Genomic DNA, 15,818 nt, shown 5'->3' on the forward strand with positions numbered 1-15,818 from the left:
CCTCATCAGACCAGCATCTTGCCCTTCTCGTCGATCACGGAACCGATATCGGCCCCGGTCTCTCCGAGATAATCGTTGAGCAGCATCTCGTTATGGGCCTTGCCCGATGGGATCATCGGGAAGCAGTTCTCGGTCTTGTCGACGATGCAGTCGAAGACGACCGGCCGGTTCACATTGATCATCTCGAGGATCTTCGCATCGAGATCGCCGGGCTTATCGCAACGGATGCCGACGCCGCCATAGGCCTCGGCAAGTTTCACGAAATCGGGCAGCGACTCGGAATAGCTCTGCGAGTAGCGTCCGCCATGCAGCAGCTCCTGCCACTGACGCACCATGCCCATGTACTCGTTGTTGAGGATGAACACCTTGACCGGCAGGTTGTATTGCAAAGCGGTCGACATCTCCTGCAGCATCATCTGGATCGAGGCTTCGCCGGCGATGTCGATCACAAGCGCATCGGGATGCGCCAGCTGCGCGCCAACGGCGGCGGGCAATCCATAGCCCATCGTGCCATGGCCGCCCGAGGTCATCCAGCGGTTCGGCTCCTCGAACTTGAAGTACTGGGCCGCCCACATCTGGTGCTGCCCCACTTCGGTGGTGACATAGACCTCGCGATCCCTCGTCAATTCGTAGAGACGCTGCAATGCGTATTGCGGCTTGATGGTCTCGGTGGAGTTGCGGAAGGCCAGGCAGTTGCGGGCACGCCAGCCTTCGATCTTGCCCCACCAATCCGTGAGGGCCGCCTTGTCCGATCGGTGGGCATTCTGCCGCCACAGGCGCAGCATGTCCTCCAGCACATGCGCGCAATCGCCGACAATCGGGATGTCCACCTTCACGGTCTTGTTGATGGAGGACGGATCGATGTCGACGTGGATGCGCTTGGAGAAGGGCGAGAAGGCATCGAGACGGCCCGTGATGCGGTCGTCGAAACGCGCACCGATGTTGATCATCACGTCGCATTCATGCATCGCGAGATTGGCCTCGTAGGTGCCGTGCATGCCAAGCATGCCGAGCCACTGCCTGTCAGAGGCCGGATAGGCGCCAAGGCCCATCAGGGTCGAGGTGACGGGAAAGCCCGTGAGCCGCGCGAGCTCGCGCAGCAGCGTCGAGGCATGAGGCCCGGAATTGATGACGCCGCCACCGGTATAGAACACCGGGCGCTTGGCATTGGCCATCAGTTCCACAGCGGCGCGGATATGGTCCATGTCGCCCTTGACGGTCGGACGATAGGTCTTGTGCTGGTTGCTGAGCGGCCGGGCATAGGAGCCGGTCTTGAACTGGATGTCCTTCGGCAGATCGACCACGACCGGACCCGGACGGCCGTTCTGCGCCACATAGAACGCTTCATGCAGAACGCGCGGCAGATCCTCGATGGATTTGACGAGATAGTTGTGCTTCGTGCAGTGGCGGGTGATGCCGACCGTGTCGCATTCCTGGAAGGCGTCGGAGCCGATGAGATGGGTCGGCACCTGGCCGGTGATGCAGACCAGCGGGATCGAATCCATCATTGCATCGGCGAGACCCGTGATCGCGTTGGTCGCCCCGGGGCCGGAGGTCACCAGCACCACGCCCGGCTTACCGGAGGAGCGGGCATAGCCTTCCGCCGCGTGCACCGCGCCCTGCTCATGGCGGACGAGGACGTGGCGGACCTTGTCCTGGTGGAAGAGCGCATCGTAGATGGGAAGCACCGCGCCACCCGGATAACCGAAGATATGCTCAACTCCCTGGTCGTGCAGGGCTCGGATCACCATTTCGGCTCCGGTCATCGTCTCGCTCATCTCACTCGCTCCCTGGGGTCTTTCGCATCACTGTCTTGGAATTTGGGCAATAAAAAAGGCCCCTGAGGGGGCCTGTGCGCCATCGCCGGACCTGCGGGTCAATCCCGCTCCGTCGATGGCGCTCGTACTACGAGAATAAGCTTGCGCATGGGGGCAGCTCTCGGTTCAAAAGTTGCGCCGACGCTAAACGATCCGTTTCATTCGGTCAAGCGGAGTCGACTTGGCTCAAGCCTGCTTAGCTTTTATCTTAAGCCCCCTATTTTAGTCGTATGACCATGCCAGATACCATCTCCTCGACCGGCGCGCCCATGCAGAACCTGCGCCTCACAGCCCGCGCTCTGCTCCTGGGCGACCGTCTCGATGTAGCGGGGCTGGAGCGCAGCGACGTGCTTTCCACCACCCCCTCGCCTTCCGGGCCGGGCAGGACGGCTTCGTTGCTCTCTTCCGTTACGGCGTCGCGGTGCTGGTGGGCCTGACGCCGCTGGAGGAGGACGAGGTCATCCGCAGCCTGCGTCAGCGCATCCAGGGCGAGTTCGCCCGGCACGAGGAAGAGACCGCCATCATCGAGATCACACCGGACCGGGACGACCAGATCCCGCCGGGAGGCCCGATCTATATCAAGCAATTGTCGACCGAGCGCCTGATCGTCATCGCGGATGCCCTGTCCAAGAGCGCGACCCTTGCCCGGGACGAGCGGGAGGCCACCGCCGCCTTCGAGCTGGTGGAGCCGTCCGTCCAGCACCTCGCCGAAAAGGGCCGGCGCCCCCGGGATCGCCGCAGGATCCTCAAGCAGGTCGGCCAAGCCCTCCTGGTTCGCCAGCGCATGTCAGGCGGTGTGGCCGTGGAGGAAAAGCCGGACGTCCTGTGGGACCGCCCGGACCTTGAGCGCCTCTATGCCCGCCTGGAGGACGAATACGAGTTGAAGGAACGCGCCACGGCACTCCACCGCAAGCTCGAGGTGCTCGGCGACACGGCCCAGGCTCTCACCGACATCATCGACACCGAACGGTCCCTGCGCCTCGAACTGATCATCGTCCTGCTGATCGTGTTCGAGATCTTCATCACCTTCTATCAGATGTTCACAGGCGCTCCTGGGCATTGAGCTGGGCCATCACGGCCTCGAAGCCCTTCTCCGGCTCGACCCATTGCCAGTCGGGCAATTGGTGGCGAAACCAGGTGAACTGGCGCTTGGCATAGCGCCGCGTATCGCCCTGCCCTTTCGCAACGGCCTCGTCGAGCGGGATTTCGCCCCGTAGATGCGCCAGAAGTCCGGGAACGCCGTGGGCCCGCATGGCAGGCAGCATGGGATCGAGGTTTCGCTCGCCCAGCGCCCTCACTTCGTCGAGAGCACCCTGGTCCATCATGGCGAGAAAACGCGCGTCGATCCGTCGGCGGAGTTCGTTCCGGTCAGGTGCGAGGAAGAGCTTGATGACCGGTATGGCGGCAAACGGCCCCGGCTGGCGGGCTCCGTGGAAGGAGACGAGCGGCTGGCCGGTCGCGGCGAAGATCTCGAGCGCCCGCTGCACGCGCAGGCGGTCGGAGGGACGCAAGGTGCGGGCCGTCTCGGGGTCGCGCTCCGACAGGAGGCGGTGGAGTTCCGGTGTTTCCAACCCTTCGCTGTCCCGACGCACCTGTTCGCGCACCTCCTCCGGAACGGGGGGCATGTCGGACAGGCCTTCCGTCAGAGCCTTGAAGTAGAGCCCGGTCCCACCGACGAAGATGGGGAGCTTTCGGCCTTTGATCTCCTGCAGAACCTGGGTCGCATCGGCCATGTAGCGGCCCACGGAAAAGTTCATGGCGGCATCCACATGGCCATAGAGCCTGTGCGGGGCTTCGGCCTCCTCGGCAGGCGCAGGACGGGCGGTGATGACCCGCAGATCCCGGTAGACCTGCATGGAATCGGCATTGATCACGACGCCATCGAGCCCTTGAGCCAGTTTGATGCCCAATGCGGACTTGCCTGATGCGGTCGGCCCTGCGATGAGAACCGCGCCGATCCCAACCCCCTTCACAGCCAGGTCTTCCAATGGCGTCTTCCCAGAATTTCCTCGTTGCGACCCTCATCGCCAACCCGTCTCGGCCAGTGCTCACGGACGAGATCGTGGCCGTGGCCGCAAGGTCGCTCGGACAAGAGACGGAACGCTCCGTCCTGGCAAGGGGAATCGCAGCAGATCTGATCGTCCCTGCCTTAGCCGATGCGAAAGCCATCGAGGGCACCCTGCGCCGGGCCCTCGATGGCCAGCCGGTCGATATCGTGGTGCAGCCCTTGGAAACCCGCCGCAAGCGCCTGTTTCTGGCGGACATGGATTCCACCATGATCGGGCAGGAATGCATCGACGAGCTCGCCGATTACGTCGGGTTGAAGAAGGAAGTTTCCGAGATCACCGAACGGGCGATGCGCGGCGAGATCGCTTTCGAGCCTGCCCTGCTCGAGCGCGTGGCACTCCTGAAGAACCTGCCGGTCGATGTGGTCGACGAGATCATCGAGAAGCGCATCACCCTTACCCCCGGCGGGCGGGCGCTCGTCCAGACGATGCGCGCCGACGGCGCCTATGCCTGCCTCGTCTCGGGCGGCTTCACCCTGTTCACTGGCCCCATCGGCGCCAAGATCGGCTTCAACGAACACCGCTCCAACCATCTGATCCTGGATGGCGAGAAACTTGCCGGCACGGTCGAGGAGCCGATCCTGGGCCGCGAGGCGAAGCTCGCGACCCTGATCGAGCTGCGCACTCGCTTCGGCCTTGCGCATCATGAGACCATGGCCGTGGGAGACGGCGCCAACGACCTTGCCATGCTGGGTGAAGCGGGCCTCGGCGTGGCTTTCCGCGCCAAGCCTGCCGTAGCGGCAGCAGCCCACGCGCGGATCGACCATGCGGACTTGTCGGCGCTGCTTTATGTGCAGGGTTACCGGTCAGACGAGATCGTCACGGCGCCAGTGTGATGTTAGCCCTGGCGCCGTGTTTGTCGTCAGCCCTGAATGAAAGTCAGAACGTCATTGTTGAACCGATCGGCCTGAACCTGTGCCAGACCGTGGGGGCTGCCGGGATAGACCTTCAGCGTCGCGTTGGGCACGATCTTCGATGAGATCATCGCCGATGCGACGATCGGCACGATCTGATCGTCGTCGCCGTGCAGGATCAGCGTTGGCACGTCGAACTTCTTCAGATCCTCGGTCAGGTCGGTTTCGGAGAACTGCTTGATGCAGTCATAGGCGGGCTTGATGCCGGCCTGCATGCCCTGCAGCCAGAAGTTCATCCGAATCCCCTCCGACACCTTCGCTCCGTCGCGGTTGTAACTATAGAAGGGGATGCTGAGATCGTAGAAGTACTGCGACCGGTTTTCGTAAGTGCTCTTGCGGAGATCGTCGAAAACCTCAATCGGCAAGCCATTCGGATTGGTCTCCGTCTTCAGCATCAGAGGCGGTATCGCGCCGACCAATACGATCTTGGCGACCCGCTGCGTTCCATGCCGACCGATATAGCGGGTAACCTCACCGCCGCCCGTCGAGTGTCCGATGATGATGATATCCCGCAGGTTCAGCTCCTCGATCAGCGCGGCGAGATCGTCAGCATAAGTATCCATGTCATTGCCGGTCCAGGTCTGCGTCGAACGCCCGTGCCCGCGCCTGTCGTGGGCGATGACGCGGTAGCCACGCTCGCCGAAGAACATCATCTGCGCATCCCAGGCATCCCCGCTCAACGGCCACCCATGGGAGAAGACGATGGGCTGTCCGGAGCCCCAATCCTTGTAGAAGATCTCGGTGCCGTCCCTTGTCTTGATCGTGCTCATGGCTTGCTCCTGATAGCCCCGTTGGATTGGGCTTCGTTTTCGCGCGCACGACAGCATGGCCGGCGGCTGTGGCCCATTCGCTTGCAACAAACCGGATGCGGGATACTGGAACTGAACAGAAGACGCGACGTGGTCGCCGAAGGAATCGATCCTCTCCGGCGATCGTTCACATAGGTTATTCTGACAAGATGTGCGCTTTATGACAAGGACGGGCCCTGGTCAGGTTTTGTGCAACTGGACCCGCTTGACGATCTCCGCCACCACAGTTGGATCGGCGACCGTCGAGGTGTCGCCATGGTTCTCGTAGTCACCGGCGGCGATGCGCGTGAGGATCCGGCGCAGGATCTTTCCCGAGCGGTTCTTGGGCAATTGCGGCGCCCATTCGATCCGGTCCGGGGTGGCAATCGGGCCGATGCGGGTGCGCACGACCTGGACCAGTTCGCGACGGAGGCTGTCGCTCTCCGCGATGCCTTCCTTCAGGGTCACGAACGCGAAGATGCCCTGGCCCTTGATCTCGTGAGGCATGCCGACCACAGCGGCTTCCGCCACCGAGGGATGCGAAGCCAGAGCCGACTCGACTTCCACGGTGCCGAGCCGGTGGCCCGAAACGTTGATCACATCGTCCAGACGGCCTGTGATCCAGTAATAGCCGTCCGCATCGCGCCGCGCGCCGTCGCCGGTGAAGTAGTAGCCGGGGAACGTGCTGAAATAGGTTTTCAGGAAGCGGTCGCGATCGCCGAGAATCGTGCGGGCCTGCCCAGGCCATGAATCGGCGAAGCACAGGTTGCCTGTCCCCTCGCCCTCGACGACGGTTCCGTCACTGTTGATCAGCGCGGGCCGAACGCCAAAGAATGGCTTCGTGGCCGAACCCGGTTTCAGGTCCATGGCGCCGGGCAGCGGGCAGAGAAGAACGGCACCGGTCTCCGTCTGCCAGTAGGTGTCGACGATCGGGCAGCGCCCGCCTCCAACGACCTCGTGGTACCAGAGCCACGCTTCCGGATTGATCGGCTCGCCCACGGAGCCCATGACCCGCAGCGACGACAAATCGTGCTTGCGCACCGGCCCTTCCCCTTCGCGCATGAGCGAGCGGATGGCGGTCGGCGCGGTGTAGAAGATGTTGACCTTGTAGGTCTCGATGATCTGCCACCACCGCGAGGCATCCGGCCACGTGGGAACGCCCTCGAACAGCACGATGGTGGCGCCGTTCGCGAGCGGTCCGTAGATCAGGTAGGTATGCGCCGTCACCCAGCCCACATCCGCCGTGCAGAAGTGAATGTCGCCCGGGTGATAATCGAACATCGCCCTGAAGCTCGCTGCCGCATGGACGAGATAGCCGCCGGTGGTGTGGAGCATGCCCTTCGGCTTGCCCGTGGAGCCCGAGGTATAGAGCACGAAGAGCGGATCCTCGGCGCCGACCTCGACGGGCGCGCACTCGGCGGAGACTTCGGCGAGAGCCTCGTCGTACCAGCGGTCGCGGCCCGCCGTCATGGGAACGTCCCGGCCCGTGCGGCGCACAACGAGGACATGTTCGACGAAGGGCAGGTTTTGCAGGGCCGCATCCACGTTCTTCTTGAGCGGTACGTGCTTGCCCGCCCGCGGGCCCTCGTCGGCCGTGATCAGCACCCGCGAGCGGCAATCCTCGATCCGACCGGCCAGAGACTCGGAGGAGAAGCCGCTGAACACCACCGAATGCACCGCGCCGATCCGGGCGCAGGCCAGCATGGCGGCGATGGCCTCCGGCACCACGGGGAGATAGACGCTGACAAAATCGCCTTTCCTGACCCCGAGCGTCTTCAGGGCATTGGCAAGGCGGGAGACTTCCTGCTGCAGGTCCTTCCAGGTGACTGTCCGCGTGTCGCCGGGTGTGTCGCCCTCCCACAGGATCGCCGCATCGTCACCCCGGTCGCGGGCATGACGGTCGAGACAGTTGAAGGACGCGTTCAGCGTTCCGTCGGAAAACCATTCGATGGTCACGTCATCCGGAGAGTAATGCGTGTTCTTCACTGTCGTGAAGGGCTTCACCCAGTCCAGGATCTGCGCCTGCTCGCGCCAGAAGCCTTCCGGGTCGTCAAGGGAGCGCCGGTAGAGATCCTGATAGGCCTGCAAATCCACATGGGCCGTCGATTTCAAGGTCGCGGGAACGGGGAAGACGTGCTGGGTCATGGTGCTCTGGTCTTGCGCACGAGGCTCAAGCTGAGCCTGCAATTCATAGAAAGATGTGGCTCTTCCATCCCCCAGAATGGGCCTTTATGTCAACCGTATTGTTCTTAATAAAGAACGGCACGGAAAAACAAAAAGGGCGGCCCCAAAGGACCGCCCAATTCCGATGTTCCGAGGATCGGCTTACTCGATCGACAGGGCCACGAAGCGCACCTCGCCCTGGGCATTCGCCACCAGGAGCAGAGCCGACTTGCGGCCCTGGGCCTTCAGGTCGTCGATCTTCTTGGTCACGTCGGCCGGGTTCAGGACCGGCTCCTGATTGACCTCGACGATCACCTCGCCGGCCTGGATCCGCTTGTCGGACGCGGACGAGTTCGGGTCGACACGGGTGATGACGACGCCCTTCAGTTCGTCCTTCAGACTGAAGCGGCGCCTCAATTCGTCCGTCATGCCGGACATGTTGAGGCCGAGCGCCTGACGGGTCACCGTCGGCGGCTCGGTCGAGGGCTGCTGCAGGCTCGCCTGCTTCTCGGTGTCTTCGAGCCGGCCCAGGGTGACCTGCTTGGTCATCTCCTGTCCCTTGCGGACGATGGCCACATCGACGGCCTTGCCAACCGGGCTAGACGCCACGATGCGCGGCAGGTCACGGGAATCCTTGACCTCCTTGCCGTCGAAGCGAACGATCACGTCACCGACTTCGAGGCCTGCGGGTTTGGCAGGACCTTTCTCGTCGATGCCGGCGATCAGGGCACCGCGCGCCGTGCCGAGGTTCAGGGCTTCGGCGGTCGCGTCATCCACGTTCTGGATTCGCACACCGAGCCATCCGCGCCGGGTCTCGCCGAACTGGCGCAGCTGGTCGATGATCGGGACGGCCGTGGAAGCGGGAACCGCAAAGCCAATGCCGACCGAGCCGCCCGTGGGCGAGAGAATGGCCGTGTTGATGCCGATGACCTCGCCGTTCATGTTGAAGAGCGGACCGCCGGAATTGCCCTTGTTGATGGAGGCGTCGGTCTGGATGTAGTTGTCGTAGGGACCGGACTCGATGTTGCGGCCGCGGGCCGACACGATGCCTGCGGTCACGGAACCGCCGAGGCCGAAAGGATTGCCGATCGCCATCACCCAGTCGCCCGGACGGATGGAATCGGAATCGCCGAACTTGACCGCCTTGAGCGGCTTGTCGGACTTCACCTTCAGAACGGCCATATCGACCTTAGAATCCTTGCCGACGATCTCGGCCTTCAGGCGGGTGCCGTCAGGGAAAATCACGCTGATGTCGTTGGCATCGCCGATCACGTGATTGTTCGTCACCACGATACCCGACGGATCGATCACGAAACCGGAGCCGAGAGAGTTCGAGCTGCGCGGCCGCGAGGGGCTGTTCTCGCCATTGCCGCCCTGACCGCGACGGTTGAAGAACTCCTCGAAGAGATCCTCGAACGGAGTTCCAGGCGGCAACTGAGGCAGGGTCCGGTTCCGGGCTTCGACCGTCGTCGAGGCCGAGATATTGACCACGGCGCCGGTAACCTCCTCGGCCAAATCGGCGAAGGATTCAGGCGCAGAGCGGGCATAGACCGGCAGCGGCATGGCCGCCGTTGCAACAATAGTGAAGACCGCGAAGCAGGACGCGGCCAGCCGGCGCAGGGGACGCCGGGGCAGCGCCGTCTTGGAAGGCTCCAGCGCGTTCGTGGCTTTGTTCATCGAAAACCCTCTCTCGGAGAATACGCATATAGATTGGTATTTGGCCTCGCCATTCAAGCGGACATTGCGGCGGAAGCTTGGTCTGGATTCAACTGAACTGACGCACCAACCAGATTACCCCGACCCCGAGGAGCGCAGAGATGATCCCGACGATCCGCATCTGGTCGCTCGGACTGTGGGCCGCCTCGTACATGGCCCGGCGCATGCCATCCGGGAAGGCCGCAAACAAGATGCCCTCGACCGCGAGAGCGAGGCCGAGGGCTGCAATCAAGTCCAACATCAGGGCTTATTGAGCTGGAGCCGGCTGAGCCGGCGCTGGGGTCGGTTGGGCAGTGGCGCCTCCGCCATTCCTTCGACCAGCGGGGTCGTTGAAATAGCGGAAGAAATCGGAATCAGGGCTCAACACAAGGCGGGTATCGCTTCCCTTGAGTCCGGCTTCATAGGCCTGCATCGAACGGTAGAAGGAGAAGAACTCCGGATCCTGCCCGAAAGCCTCCGCCAGAATGCGGTTTCGGTCGGCATCGCCCTGTCCGCGCAGTTCCTCGGCCCGCTGATTGGCCTCGGCCCGGATGATCGTGGCTTCGCGCTCGGCCTTGGCCCGGATGGTCTGCGCCTGCTGCTGGCCATTGGCGCGCAGATCCGCCGCCTCGCGCTCACGCTCGGTTTTCATGCGCTGGTAGACGGCCTGGCTGTTCGACGCGGGCAGATCGACGCGGGTGAGGCGCACATCGATCATCTCGATGCCCAGGCTTGCCGCCTGCCGGTTCACGTCGGCCTGGATGCGGTTCATCAGATCGGCACGCTCCGTGCGGACGATGGCATCGCGGGAAGCGCTCGCCAGGATGTTACGCATGACGGAGTTGGTGAAGCTCTGCAGGCGCTGATTGGCCAGGGCGATATTGCCGACGGCCTGATAGAACCGCAGCGGATCGATGATGCGATAGCGGGTGAAAGCATCGACCTCCAGGTTCTGCCGGTCCGCGGACAGAATGGTCTGAACCGGCAGGTCGAGATCGAGCACGCGCTTCTCGAAATAGGTCACAGTGTCGACCAGCGGCAGCTTGAACTTCAGGCCCGGCTCCGAGATAGCGGATTGCACCGCACCGAAGCGCAGCACCAACGCATACTGCGTCTGCTGCACGATGAAGACGGAGCTGTAGAGAATGATAGCGACCAGCACCAGAAGGATCAGGCCGCCCGTGCGAAGAGTAGACCCGTTCATCGCGTGGCTCCCTGCGAGTTGGCGGCATTGCCCTGCGGCTGCGGGCGCTGGGGTTGCTGAGTAAGGGGCAGGAAGGGCACGACGCCCTGGCCCTTCTGGTCGACAATGATCTTGTCGACACCGCCGTAGACGCGCTCCATCGTCTCGAGGAAGATACGTTCGCGGCTGATATCCGGAGCCTTGCGGTATTCCTCATAGACCTGCCGGAAACGGGCCGCCTGACCAGTCGCATCGGCGACCGACTGCTCCCGGTAGGCCTCGGCCTGCTGCACCGTTCGGGAAGCCTCGCCCCGGGCCTCGGGAACGACACGGCTGGCAAAGGCGCCGGCCTCGTTCTGGACGCGCACCGCATCCTGCTGGGCGGCGTTCACGTCGAAGAAGGCCTGCCGGACCTCGGACGGAGGCTGCACGGCCTGAAGCTGAACCACGTTGATCAGGACGCCGGCGCCATAGGCATCGAGGGCCTCCTGCATGATCTGGCGGACTTCCTGGGCAACGCTGGCCTGCTCGGTGGTCAGAATGGCCTGAATGTTGCGGCGGCCGATGACCTCGCGCATGGCGCTCTCCGCCACGGACTTGATGGTGCCGTCCGGATTCTGCAGGTTGAAGACGTAATCCTGCGGACGGGCGGGATTGATCTGCCAGACAGCATCGAAATCGATATCGACGATGTTCTCGTCGGCGGTCAGCATCAGGCTTTCCTCGATCACGTCGCGGGCGCGTCCCTGGCCCGTCGGCGTGGAGCGGTAACCCACCTCGACCCGCTGCTGGGCGGTGACATTGGGCTTCATCACCCGGCCGATCGGATAAGGCAGATTGTAGCGCAGACCCTCGCCCGAGGTTCCCGTATAGCGGCCGAAGATCATGTTGATGCCGACCTCGTTGGGCCGCACCGTATAGAAGCCGGTCAGAAGCCAGACGGCGATCACGCCCAGAACCAGGATGATCAGACCCCTGCCCCCCATGGAGCCGCCGGGAATGAAATCTTTCAGGCGATCCTGGCTGCGGCGCAGGATATCTTCCAGGTCGGGGGGAGTTCCGTTCCCCTGCGGGCCGCCGGAGCCCCATGGGCTCTTGCCGCCTCCCGATCCGCCACGTTGCCCCCAGGGGCCACCGCCGCCGCTTTGGTTACTCCAAGGCATAGGACGCCTTTCCTCACTCTTTAAAGACCGGCCGGGACAGCCGCTGAGAATTCAAGACGGTTGTGAGTGTTGCCTCTTCCGCCTGTCAAGCCTGCGAATTGGGGATTGCAGAGGCCTTCGTCAACCTTGGACAGGGTCAGCGACGCCTTTCAAGATCAATAAAGGTAAACGGATGCTCGTCGTCGGGGCCCTTCGGGTGGTCCTCCCGTCTCGTCTCGCGGAACTGCGACCGGTCGAAATCCGGGAAGAGCGCATCGCCCTCAGGCATGGCCTGAACCTTCGTCAGGAATATGCTCTGCACCTGCGGCAGGGCCAGGGCATAGATCTCCGCTCCCCCGGCAACGGCGACGGAATCGGCCCCCATTCTGGCCGCCAGCTCGACCCCCTTGCCGACCGCCTCCTCCCAGGTATGGACCACATGCACGCCCTCGGCCGCAAAACCGGCATCGCGGGTCAGCACGATCGTCTCCCGGCCCGGCAGGGGCTTGCCAATGGACTGGAAGGTCTTGCGCCCCATGATCATCGGCTTGCCCATGGTGAGCCTGCGAAAGCGTCCGAGATCGGTCTTGATGCGCCAGAGGAGCTGGTTGTCCCGCCCGATGACGCCGTTCTCGGCGACCGCGACGACGAGGATGAGGGGTATGGTCATGGCTGGAACGGCACCGAGTTCTGTCTGATCCAAGCAGCCAGTTCTTCTTCCGAGATCTCGCCTGTTGCAAGCTTCAAAAAAGATCAGGACAGCCTCTTCGTCGCTTGAGGTCAGCACCGCTCCATTCTTCATCAGAAAGAGTTCCATTGCCACGTATGCGGTTCGCTTGTTGCCATCGAGAAATGGGTGATTTCTTGCGATGCCATAAGCATAGGCAGCTGCGAGCAGGGCAACATCTGCCTCGCCATACTGGACCTTGAGTTCTGGCCTCGCGAGAGCTGAATCGAGCAATCCCTGATCGCGGATGCCCACAATCCCCCCATGCTCAGCCAACTGGGCCGAGTGAATACTCAAGATCGTCGCCTTAACGATCCAGCGATAAGAAATCACTTGGCAAGTTCACGCAAGACGGCCCGGCGTTTGTGCATGATCTCTCGAGCAAGCTTCATATCGGCCTCAAAGTCTGCATCGTAAGGCGACAGCTCGACACCATTAGGTGTCTCCGTCACAAAAAGCTGATCGCCTTCCGAGACGCGAAGCCGCGATGCGACCTCCTTAGGCAGGACGACACCAACTGAATTGCCGATCTTGCGAACTTTCAAAGCAACCATGAGAGCCTCTTTCGTAATAACAAAAGTTATCACTCCGCGTTCATTTCGGCAACATCTCAGTCGTCCGCCAGCCGCTCTAGGGCCTCGCCCGTCATGCGCTGCACGGTCCATTCCTCCATCGGGACGGCGCCGATGGAGCGATAGACCCGCAGAGCAGGCTCGTTCCAGTCGAGCACCCACCATTCGAGGCGGGCCAGTCCTTCATCGATGCAGCGGCGGGCGAGATGCTTCAGCAGCGCCTTCCCGATCCCGTTGGAACGGAAGGCCGGCCTGACGAAGAGGTCTTCCAGATAGATCCCGTGCCGGCCGCGGAAGGTCGAGAAGTTGTAGAACCACAGGGCAAAGCCGACCGGCTCCCCTTCCCATTCGGCAATATCGGCGAACACCCGCGGATCGGCGCCGAAAAGCGCCCTCGCGATATCGGCCTCGGTGGCGTCGACCTCATGCGCCAGCCGCTCGTATTCGGCAAGTTCGCGGATGAAGCTGAAGATCAGCGAAGCATCACGCGCTTCGGCTTTACGGATGACGAGACTCATACGGCCGTTGTGTCGGAAGTCGGCATGGCTGTCGAGCTTATTCAGATTCGTCTTCAACCTGCACCCGCCGCGGAGAGCCCCATTCCTCCAGAACGGCGTTCATGTCGTCGAGCACGAAGAAGCGGGCGCTCTCCATGTCGTAGCCGTCGTTCAGAAGGTCGTCGTAATCCGTCAGCCTGTGCCGGATGTAGGACGTCAGCGACAGCCACGCGGCCGTCTCGGGCGAAGCGGTCTGCAGGCCGCGGCTGCCCAGGGCGTGGTCGATCACAGCCTCGAGTTCGTGCCGCGGGATGCGCGGCACGAGAATGCGGACGGCACTTTCGATGGCTTCGCGCCGGTTCATTTCACTCAGACTGCGACGGGCGCCCTGATGGCCGGATGCGGATCGTAATCTTCGATGGTGATGTCATCGAAGGTAAAATCGAAGAGCGAGCGCACCGCCGGATCGAGGCGCAGCTTCGGCAGGGACTTAGGCTCGCGCGAGAGCTGAAGGCGCGCCTGCTCCAGGTGGTTCAGGTAGAGATGCGCATCCCCGAAGGAATGGACGAAATCGCCGGGCTGCAGGCCCGTGGCCTGCGCCATCATGTGCGTGAGCAGCGCATAGGATGCGATGTTGAAGGGAACGCCGAGGAACACGTCCGCCGAGCGCTGGTAGAGTTGGCAGGAGAGCCGCCCTTCCGCGACGTAGAACTGGAACAGGCAATGGCAGGGCGCGAGCGCCATCCTGTCGAGTTCCGCCGGGTTCCAGGCGGAGACGATCAGACGGCGGCTGTCGGGATTGCGGCGGATCTCGTCGAGCACCCAGCGGATCTGGTCGACGGTGCCGCCGTCGGGCTTCGCCCAGGAGCGCCACTGCTTGCCGTAGACGGGGCCGAGATCGCCGTTCTCGTCGGCCCACTCGTCCCAGATCGAAACACCGTTCTCCTTGAGATAGCGGATATTGGTGTCGCCCTTCAGGAACCACAGCAATTCGTGGATGATCGACTTCAGGTGCAGCTTCTTCGTGGTGACGAGCGGGAAGCCCTGGCTGAGATCGAAGCGCATCTGATGGCCGAAGACGGAGATCGTCCCGGTTCCGGTCCGGTCGTCCTTACGGACGCCCTCGTCCATGATGCGGCGGATGAGATCGAGATAGGCTTGCATGCGGTGCTCCTACACCAATCATAGGGCAGCATCCCAGCCCTTCCGAGTCACTTTTAAACCTCGTCTGGGTTATCCCCGCTCTTTCAAAATCGGTCTGCGCCACCTATATTGGATCTGCCGGTCGCGAGATCGGCTATGGCGATAAACGGCTATCGGAATAAACCCATCGGACCCGGGGGCGGTACCCGGCGCCTCCACCAAAGCTCAGGCCACGCCTGGGTTTCGACGGGGGCGAAATAGGATCGACGAGGGCGTAAAGGGTAGACTTTCGCTCGGCATGGTTCCGCCGTTATCGGGCCGAATCTATAGTTGCCAACGACAACTATGCTCCGGTTGCAGTGGCTGCGTAAGCGGTCCCTAAAGCCGACTCAAAGCCCTTGCGGTTAGCACCGTAAGGCGGGGTCCGGAGGCACCTGGCAACAGAAGCCTCCACTTTTGTTTCTGCAAGGGCTCGCTTATGGCCGGTGGTAAAGACCTGATCCGCTACGATCTTCTGGTGCAGGACGCGCTCAAAGGCGTCGTGCGCAAAGTGCTGATCGATTCCAAGGATGGACTTCCGGGCGAGCACCACTTCTACATCTCCTTCCAGACGGATTTTCCCGGCGTTCGCCTCTCGAACCGCCTGCGCGAAAAGTACCCTCAGGAGATGACCATCGTTCTCCAGCACCAGTTCTGGGACCTCAACGTTACCGAGCACACCTTCGAGGTCGGGCTGTCGTTCTCCGGCATCCCGGAGCGGCTGCTCATCCCCTTCGACGCACTCACCGGCTTCTTCGACCCCTCCGTCCAGTTCGGGCTCAAATTCGACAGCCAGGACGAGGATGAGGAGGAAGAGATCGACGAGGCTCCGTCCGCGCCGCAGCCCATCCGCGGCAGCTCCTCCGAGCCTGTCGAGCTGAAGCAGCCCCGCAAGCCCCAGCCTGCGGCGGACAAGAAGCCTGCTCCGGAGACTGCTCCCGCGGCAAAGGCCGTGTCTGACGCGGCCCCCGAGGAGAGCGCGAAGGCCGATGCGGCCGAGGGCGCTCCGGGCAGCGCAGAGGTCGTCAGCCTCGACGCCTTCCGCAAGAAAAACTAAGCCCTTCCTGCTGAC

General features: G+C 62.8%; 15 protein-coding genes, 1 other RNA gene and 2 pseudogenes. 4 read left to right on the plus strand and 14 right to left on the minus strand.

Features of this window, described 5'->3' with window-relative positions:
• Positions 1–5 precede the first annotated feature (5 nt).
• Complete coding sequence (locus ACD578_RS13905) at positions 6–1,778, minus strand: acetolactate synthase 3 large subunit (protein WP_404285841.1); 1,773 nt, start codon at positions 1,776–1,778, stop codon at positions 6–8.
• Positions 1,779–2,053: 275 nt separating this feature from the next.
• Between ACD578_RS13905 and ACD578_RS13910 the strand changes: the two are divergent.
• Positions 2,054–2,880: pseudogene (locus ACD578_RS13910) on the plus strand (RMD1 family protein).
• Here ACD578_RS13910 and miaA read toward each other — a convergent pair.
• Positions 2,858–3,796, minus strand: a complete 939-nt coding sequence (gene miaA, locus ACD578_RS13915; RefSeq protein ID WP_404293843.1) for a tRNA (adenosine(37)-N6)-dimethylallyltransferase MiaA — start codon at positions 3,794–3,796, stop codon at positions 2,858–2,860. The pseudogene ACD578_RS13910 and the gene miaA sit on opposite strands and share 23 nt — an antisense overlap.
• Positions 3,797–3,804: 8 nt before the next feature.
• Between miaA and serB the strand changes: the two genes are divergently transcribed.
• The gene (gene serB, locus ACD578_RS13920; protein WP_404285843.1) at positions 3,805–4,719 is read left to right on the plus strand and encodes a phosphoserine phosphatase SerB; all 915 of its coding nucleotides are present in this window, start codon (positions 3,805–3,807) and stop codon (positions 4,717–4,719) included.
• 26 nt (positions 4,720–4,745) lie between these two features.
• Here the strand turns inward: serB and ACD578_RS13925 are convergent, their stop codons facing one another.
• The 12 genes and pseudogenes from ACD578_RS13925 to ACD578_RS13980 form a co-directional block, all read right to left on the minus strand.
• Positions 4,746–5,567 (minus strand): alpha/beta fold hydrolase, encoded by an 822-nt coding sequence (locus ACD578_RS13925; RefSeq protein WP_404285845.1) that lies wholly within the window; start codon positions 5,565–5,567, stop codon positions 4,746–4,748.
• 219 nt (positions 5,568–5,786) lie between these two features.
• Positions 5,787–7,730: an acetate--CoA ligase gene (acs, locus tag ACD578_RS13930; RefSeq protein ID WP_404285847.1), complete on the minus strand. Its 1,944-nt coding sequence runs from the start codon at positions 7,728–7,730 to the stop codon at positions 5,787–5,789.
• A 180-nt stretch (positions 7,731–7,910) separates the two neighbouring features.
• The gene (locus tag ACD578_RS13935) at positions 7,911–9,425 is read right to left on the minus strand and encodes a DegQ family serine endoprotease (protein WP_404285849.1); all 1,515 of its coding nucleotides are present in this window, start codon (positions 9,423–9,425) and stop codon (positions 7,911–7,913) included.
• An 88-nt stretch (positions 9,426–9,513) separates the two neighbouring features.
• Positions 9,514–9,705, minus strand: coding sequence for a DUF2065 domain-containing protein (locus tag ACD578_RS13940; protein WP_404285851.1), 192 nt, complete (start codon positions 9,703–9,705; stop codon positions 9,514–9,516).
• A gap of 6 nt (positions 9,706–9,711) precedes the next feature.
• Complete coding sequence (gene hflC / locus ACD578_RS13945; RefSeq protein WP_152709825.1) at positions 9,712–10,647, minus strand: protease modulator HflC; 936 nt, start codon at positions 10,645–10,647, stop codon at positions 9,712–9,714.
• Positions 10,644–11,789 carry an FtsH protease activity modulator HflK gene (gene hflK / locus ACD578_RS13950; RefSeq protein ID WP_404285854.1) on the minus strand — a complete coding sequence of 382 codons (1,146 nt, stop codon included), beginning with the start codon at positions 11,787–11,789 and terminating at the stop codon, positions 10,644–10,646. The genes hflC and hflK overlap by 4 nt, the downstream gene beginning before the upstream one ends.
• A 136-nt stretch (positions 11,790–11,925) precedes the next feature.
• A complete protein-coding gene (locus ACD578_RS13955; protein WP_404293845.1) occupies positions 11,926–12,438 on the minus strand; it encodes a dihydrofolate reductase in 513 nt (170 codons plus the stop codon).
• A gap of 93 nt (positions 12,439–12,531) precedes the next feature.
• Positions 12,532–12,828 (minus strand): annotated as a pseudogene (locus ACD578_RS13960) (type II toxin-antitoxin system death-on-curing family toxin); the annotation flags it as partial.
• Positions 12,825–13,049 (minus strand): AbrB/MazE/SpoVT family DNA-binding domain-containing protein, encoded by a 225-nt coding sequence (locus ACD578_RS13965; protein ID WP_404285856.1) that lies wholly within the window; start codon positions 13,047–13,049, stop codon positions 12,825–12,827. The gene ACD578_RS13965 and the pseudogene ACD578_RS13960, both read right to left, overlap by 4 nt.
• 56 nt (positions 13,050–13,105) lie before the next feature.
• On the minus strand, positions 13,106–13,585 hold the full coding sequence (locus ACD578_RS13970) for a GNAT family N-acetyltransferase (protein ID WP_404293846.1): 480 nt from the start codon (positions 13,583–13,585) through the stop codon (positions 13,106–13,108).
• 37 nt (positions 13,586–13,622) lie between these two features.
• Entirely contained in the window at positions 13,623–13,928 is a 306-nt protein-coding gene (locus ACD578_RS13975) for a DUF2293 domain-containing protein (protein ID WP_152709834.1), read from the minus strand.
• Positions 13,929–13,933: 5 nt separating this feature from the next.
• On the minus strand, positions 13,934–14,728 hold the full coding sequence (locus ACD578_RS13980; protein WP_404285858.1) for a thymidylate synthase: 795 nt from the start codon (positions 14,726–14,728) through the stop codon (positions 13,934–13,936).
• A 77-nt stretch (positions 14,729–14,805) separates the two neighbouring features.
• On the opposite strand from ACD578_RS13980, the gene ssrA reads away from it, so the two are divergent.
• Both ssrA and ACD578_RS13990 read left to right on the plus strand, forming a co-directional pair.
• Positions 14,806–15,162: a transfer-messenger RNA gene (ssrA, locus tag ACD578_RS13985) on the plus strand.
• Positions 15,163–15,185: 23 nt separating this feature from the next.
• Positions 15,186–15,803 carry an SspB family protein gene (locus tag ACD578_RS13990; RefSeq protein WP_404285860.1) on the plus strand — a complete coding sequence of 206 codons (618 nt, stop codon included), beginning with the start codon at positions 15,186–15,188 and terminating at the stop codon, positions 15,801–15,803.
• Positions 15,804–15,818: the final 15 nt, after the last annotated feature.

Source organism: Microvirga sp. RSM25, from assembly GCF_044784385.1.
Taxonomy (GTDB): domain Bacteria; phylum Pseudomonadota; class Alphaproteobacteria; order Rhizobiales; family Beijerinckiaceae; genus Microvirga; species Microvirga tunisiensis.

Coding starts and splice junctions, on each gene's coding strand:
- ACD578_RS13905 (WP_404285841.1), bottom strand. CDS start 1,778: ATGAGCGAGACGATGACCGGAGCCGAAATGGTGATCCGAGCCCTGCAC.
- serB (WP_404285843.1), top strand. CDS start 3,805: ATGGCGTCTTCCCAGAATTTCCTCGTTGCGACCCTCATCGCCAACCCG.
- ACD578_RS13925 (WP_404285845.1), bottom strand. CDS start 5,567: ATGAGCACGATCAAGACAAGGGACGGCACCGAGATCTTCTACAAGGAT.
- acs (WP_404285847.1), bottom strand. CDS start 7,730: ATGACCCAGCACGTCTTCCCCGTTCCCGCGACCTTGAAATCGACGGCC.
- ACD578_RS13935 (WP_404285849.1), bottom strand. CDS start 9,425: ATGAACAAAGCCACGAACGCGCTGGAGCCTTCCAAGACGGCGCTGCCC.
- ACD578_RS13940 (WP_404285851.1), bottom strand. CDS start 9,705: ATGTTGGACTTGATTGCAGCCCTCGGCCTCGCTCTCGCGGTCGAGGGC.
- hflC (WP_152709825.1), bottom strand. CDS start 10,647: ATGAACGGGTCTACTCTTCGCACGGGCGGCCTGATCCTTCTGGTGCTG.
- hflK (WP_404285854.1), bottom strand. CDS start 11,789: ATGCCTTGGAGTAACCAAAGCGGCGGCGGTGGCCCCTGGGGGCAACGT.
- ACD578_RS13955 (WP_404293845.1), bottom strand. CDS start 12,438: ATGACCATACCCCTCATCCTCGTCGTCGCGGTCGCCGAGAACGGCGTC.
- ACD578_RS13965 (WP_404285856.1), bottom strand. CDS start 13,049: ATGGTTGCTTTGAAAGTTCGCAAGATCGGCAATTCAGTTGGTGTCGTC.
- ACD578_RS13970 (WP_404293846.1), bottom strand. CDS start 13,585: ATGAGTCTCGTCATCCGTAAAGCCGAAGCGCGTGATGCTTCGCTGATC.
- ACD578_RS13975 (WP_152709834.1), bottom strand. CDS start 13,928: ATGAACCGGCGCGAAGCCATCGAAAGTGCCGTCCGCATTCTCGTGCCG.
- ACD578_RS13980 (WP_404285858.1), bottom strand. CDS start 14,728: ATGCAAGCCTATCTCGATCTCATCCGCCGCATCATGGACGAGGGCGTC.
- ACD578_RS13990 (WP_404285860.1), top strand. CDS start 15,186: ATGGCCGGTGGTAAAGACCTGATCCGCTACGATCTTCTGGTGCAGGAC.